7 protein-coding genes and 2 pseudogenes are annotated in these 4274 nt (G+C 61.2%); 8 read left to right on the top strand and 1 reads right to left on the bottom strand.

Translation table 11 applies throughout. The features are described 5' to 3' along the window. A pseudogene (locus tag L9Z73_RS26310) lies at positions 1-126 on the bottom strand (sugar-transfer associated ATP-grasp domain-containing protein); the annotation flags it as partial. On the opposite strand from L9Z73_RS26310, the pseudogene L9Z73_RS26305 reads away from it, so the two are divergent. The 8 genes and pseudogenes from L9Z73_RS26305 to L9Z73_RS26270 all read left to right on the top strand — a co-directional run. Further along, positions 118-477: pseudogene (locus tag L9Z73_RS26305) on the top strand (cobalamin biosynthesis bifunctional protein CbiET); the annotation flags it as partial. The pseudogenes L9Z73_RS26310 and L9Z73_RS26305 overlap by 9 nt on opposite strands. Beyond that, positions 474-1193 carry a cobalt-precorrin-6A reductase gene (locus tag L9Z73_RS26300; RefSeq protein WP_247407440.1) on the top strand — a complete coding sequence of 240 codons (720 nt, stop codon included), beginning with the start codon at positions 474-476 and terminating at the stop codon, positions 1191-1193. The pseudogene L9Z73_RS26305 and the gene L9Z73_RS26300, both read left to right, overlap by 4 nt. A gap of 373 nt (positions 1194-1566) precedes the next feature. Then, positions 1567-1869, top strand: coding sequence for a type II toxin-antitoxin system RelE/ParE family toxin (locus tag L9Z73_RS26295; RefSeq protein ID WP_247407437.1), 303 nt, complete (start codon positions 1567-1569; stop codon positions 1867-1869). A gap of 3 nt (positions 1870-1872) precedes the next feature. Then, complete coding sequence (locus L9Z73_RS26290) at positions 1873-2163, top strand: addiction module antidote protein (RefSeq protein ID WP_198718356.1); 291 nt, start codon at positions 1873-1875, stop codon at positions 2161-2163. 96 nt (positions 2164-2259) lie between these two features. Beyond that, the gene (locus L9Z73_RS26285) at positions 2260-2655 is read left to right on the top strand and encodes a DUF2946 domain-containing protein (protein ID WP_247407434.1); all 396 of its coding nucleotides are present in this window, start codon (positions 2260-2262) and stop codon (positions 2653-2655) included. A 47-nt stretch (positions 2656-2702) separates the two neighbouring features. After that, entirely contained in the window at positions 2703-3185 is a 483-nt protein-coding gene (locus L9Z73_RS26280; protein ID WP_247407431.1) for a copper chaperone PCu(A)C, read from the top strand. An 11-nt stretch (positions 3186-3196) separates the two neighbouring features. After that, positions 3197-3622: a DUF2946 domain-containing protein gene (locus L9Z73_RS26275; protein WP_247407428.1), complete on the top strand. Its 426-nt coding sequence runs from the start codon at positions 3197-3199 to the stop codon at positions 3620-3622. Positions 3623-3715: 93 nt separating this feature from the next. Beyond that, a partial coding sequence (locus tag L9Z73_RS26270) for a TonB-dependent receptor plug domain-containing protein (protein WP_247407425.1) occupies positions 3716-4274 on the top strand: 559 nt, incomplete at its 3' end.

The raw sequence follows: 4274 nt of genomic DNA, 5'->3' as shown, positions 1-4274 counted from the left end.
CGCGGCGAGTTTCATGAACCCGTCCCAGTTCGGCAGTTGCACGCCATCCACCGCGTTGGTGGTGTCGGGGTGTTTGGTGATGATGCTGTTCAGCCAGGTGCCGCGCAGGGTCAGGCCGGTGGCCAAACGCTGATCGAACATAACCGCGACGCGCTCGGCGTGCCCGGCCTGCAACTGGTACGCGGCACCGCACCTGCGGCTCTCAGCGACCTGGAAACGCCCGACGCGATTTTCATCGGCGGCGGCGTCACCCGCGACGGCGTGCTCGACACCTGCTGGCAACACCTGCGCCCCGGTGGGCGCCTGGTCGCCAATGCGGTGACCCTGCAAAGCGAAATGACCCTGATGGCCTGGCGCGCCCAACACGGCGGCGAGCTGACCCGCCTCCACGTGGCCCAGGCCCAGCCGCTCGGTGAATTCGACACCTGGCGCCAGGCGCTGCCAATCACCCTGCTGGACGTAATCAAGCCACTATGAAACGCATCCTGCTGCTGGGCGGCGTCACCGAAGCCCTCGCCATCGCCCGCACCCTGGGGCCGGAACATATCTATAGTTTGGCCGGAGTGGGCCGCGTGCCGACTGACCTCACGTGCCAGGTGCGGGTCGGTGGCTACGGCGGGGTTGAAGGGTTGGCGCAGTTCGTTCGCGACGAGCAGATCAGCCTGATCCTCGACGCCACCCATCCTTACGCGGCACAGATCAGCCACAACGCCGCCCAGGCGGCGCGGTTGTGCGGTGTTCCGTGTTGGGCCCTGCGCCGCCCGGCGTGGCAAGCGCAAGCGGGAGATGACTGGCGCGAAGTCGGTGACTGGGCTGAGCTGATCGACGCCCTGAAGCCGTTCAAACGCCCGCTGTTCACGTTGGGCCGCGAGCCGTTGCAGCATCTTGATGAGATCCCGCAGGAACAGTTCTGGACGCTGCGCGCGCTGGAGGTGTATCCGGGCAATGAACGCTGCGAAGTGATCGGCGCGCGTGGGCCGTTTCTGATCGAAGACGAGCGTGCGTTGTTCGAACGACAACAGATCGATGTGCTGATCAGCAAGAACAGCGGCAGCACCGCCACCGAACCGAAGCTGGAAGTGGCGCGCGAGCGTGGGGTGCCGGTGTTGGTGTTGAGGCGGCCGGTGTTGGCTGCGGCAGATCGAGAATTCACAACCGTGGCTGCGGTGCTAAAGGCAATCTCGTCTCGCTAAACGACACCTCGCCAATGTGGGGACTTGCTGTGGCGAGGGAACTTGCTCCCGTTCGACTGCGTAGCAGTCGCATGATCGCTGAGTTTGCAGCGATGTCCGCAGACTAGAGATCACGTTTGCGACCAGCAACCTCAAAAAGGTGTCGCACGTTTCTGTTTGTACGAACACCTAGCCAAAACACCCACTGTTTGGTTTACCCAGCAGAAAGACGATTCACCTTACGACCAACTCCGAACCAGCCGGCTGGTTCAGCTAAAAGCCCCCGCCCTAACCTCCCCTCTCGCGGTTTTGCACCAGCTTGCGCGATGGGGATGCACTGCTTTTGCAGCGCGTCGCAGCTTGCCATTCTGTATCCCAAGGAATACGATTTGCGATGATTGAGTTCGAAGAATCTATCGAGTTTGTCAAATGGCTCGAAGCAATGCGCGATCCGCTCGCAAAAGTACGCGTTGTGACGAGGCTGCGCATGGCGCAAGCAGGAAACTTCGGCGACTGTGAGGCTGTAGGTGAGGGCGTTTGCGAAATGCGAATCCACCAAGGCCCCGGGTATCGGGTCTACTTCACTCGCCGAGACAAGGTGGTGTATCTGCTGCTGATGGGCGGCGACAAATCAACACAAAGCCGAGACATCAAGCGCGCAATACACATGGCCAAAAATCTTGGCAGCCAGGAGTGACTTATGAGCGAATCTTTTACCCGTTTCGATGCCGCAAAATACCTTAAGACGCCTTTTGAGATGGCCGCCTATCTGGATGCTTGCTTCGAAGAAGATGCTGGCGACGGTCTGTTAATTCGCACAGCGCTGAACGATATCGCTCGCGCCCAAGGCATGACCCAAGTCGCTCGCGACGCCGGCCTAGGACGAGAAAGTTTGTACAAAGCCCTCTCCAGCACTGGCAATCCCGAGTTCGCGACTATCATGAAAGTCATGAAAGCGTTGGGCCTCAAACTTCACGCCACAGCGGTCTGACACACTGCGACACCAAACCACACCGCCACTTTTTACTTATCCCCCCCGATCAGGCTAAATACCCACCTGATCGTTTAACCCTACGGATTGTCCGCCATGGCCCGTCAACGCTTTGCAATCGTCTGGATCGCCTGCTTTGCAGTGCTGTTCAACGCCTTTGCCATGCCGTTGGCCGGGGCGATGCAGCAGTCCAAGGACCCCGTGCAGCAACTGCTGTGGGGCAGCTTCTGTTCGTCCAATGGCGCCAGCCTGAAAACCATTGCCCTGGGCAAGTTGGACATTCCGGCACCGCAGCAGGACGATCACTCCGCCATGCAGCATTGCTGGTGTTGCTCGGGCTCGGCGCCGTTGGTGGCGTTGCCGGGGCATGTGCCGCTGTTGTATGTCACACGGTTCGAGGCGGTGCAGAGCCTGCCGCCGCCGTCATTGCAGTCGCCCACGCCGCGCCAGCAATGGCCGAGCCTTAACCCGCGTGCCTCTCCAACGGTCTGATGGTCTTCGCAAATCAACTGCGTTTAGAACCGTTCTGGAGAACTGCCATGCTCAAATCTTCCCTGCTTCTGGCCGCGTTGCTGCTGCCGGCGTTCAGTGCTGCCAATGCCGATGACTACAAGGCCGGCGACCTGCTGGTCAGCGATCCCTGGTCCCAGGAATTGCCACCCAATGCGCCGACCGTCGCGGCCTACTTTGTGGTTCACAATACCGGCGAAACCCCGGACCGCCTGCTCAGCGTCAAGACCCCGGTGGCAGACACAGCCGAACTGCATGAGCATGTGATGCAAGGCGCCTTGATGAAGATGCAACAAGTGCCCAGCGTTGCCGTCCCGGCCAAGGGTGACTTGACCTTCGCCCCCATGGCGTATCACGTGATGTTGTTCGGTCTCAAAGACCGCAGCGTGCTGGCTGACGGCAAACACTTCCCACTGACCCTGACCTTCGAAAAAGCCGGGGACGTCGAGGTGCAAGTGTCCGTACAGAAAGTCCCGCAGATGGCGCCCCACGAGCATAAACACGCTCAGTAGGCCAACACTCGATGGGCGCCCCGCGCGCCAGGTTGTCCGTGCATCGCCGCAGGCCCATGAGCCTTAAGCGCGGCAGTTGGATCAGCCTGTTCGCCATGCTGATGATCTTTATCGGTCCGCTGATTTCCCAAGCGATGCCGATGAATCAGCACGCCGGTATGTCCATGAGCATGTCCATGGACATGCCCGAGTGCCACGGCGAACCGCAACAGCGTTCGACTCAAAAACAGGCCCCCGACGAACACCACGTCCTCTGGGAAAAGTGCGGCTATTGCAGCCTGCTCTTCAGTTGCCCGGCACTGCCTGGCAGCGTGTCCCACCTCACCCTCGGCGCCCCACCGCCGATCAACGCCCTCACCCCCTCACCGCGCCTGGGCCATGCCCGGCAGAGCACTTTCCCCGGCGCACGCAGCCGCGCCCCGCCCATCGCCGCGTAAGCACTTAATACCGTTACTTCACCCCGGCCGACTTTAGACAGACAGCCCCAGGCTGCTGGCCGTGTTGTTTACGATTGATAGATGGAATTTTTCATGTCCAGGTTTTCTGCTGACACCCGCTTGGGAAGCACTCCCGTGTTCGCCATTTTGTGCGGCGCGCTCTTGATGCCACAGGCCCATGCCGATACCGATGAGCACGCCGAGCACGAACTGAGCCCCACCGTGATCACGGCGATCGCGCCCAGCTCGCCGCTGACGGTGGTCACCAACCCGAAAGACCCACGCCAGCCGGTGCCCGCCAGCGACGGCGGCGACTACCTCAAGACCATCCCCGGTTTCGCCCTGGTGCGCAACGGCGGCACCAATGGCGACCCGGTATTGCGCGGCATGTTCGGCTCACGCCTGAACATCCTCACCAACGGCAGCATGATGCTCGGCGCCTGCCCAGGCCGGATGGACGCGCCCACCTCGTACATTTCCCCGGAAACCTACGACAAACTCACCGTGATCAAAGGCCCGCAAACCGTGCTGTGGTGGGCGTTGGCGACCTTCCTGGTGCTGACCTATCCGCGTACCAGCAGCCAGTGGTCCAGCGTTGCCTGCAAGCTGGTGATCGGCTTGTTGATTCTGCTGCCGGCCTGGCAAGGGCTGG

It is taken from the genome of Pseudomonas emilianonis, assembly GCF_023072625.1.
Taxonomy (GTDB): domain Bacteria; phylum Pseudomonadota; class Gammaproteobacteria; order Pseudomonadales; family Pseudomonadaceae; genus Aquipseudomonas; species Aquipseudomonas paraveronii.
Note: the sequence above shows the minus strand (reverse complement) of the source record. Positions and strands in the feature narration are given on the sequence as shown.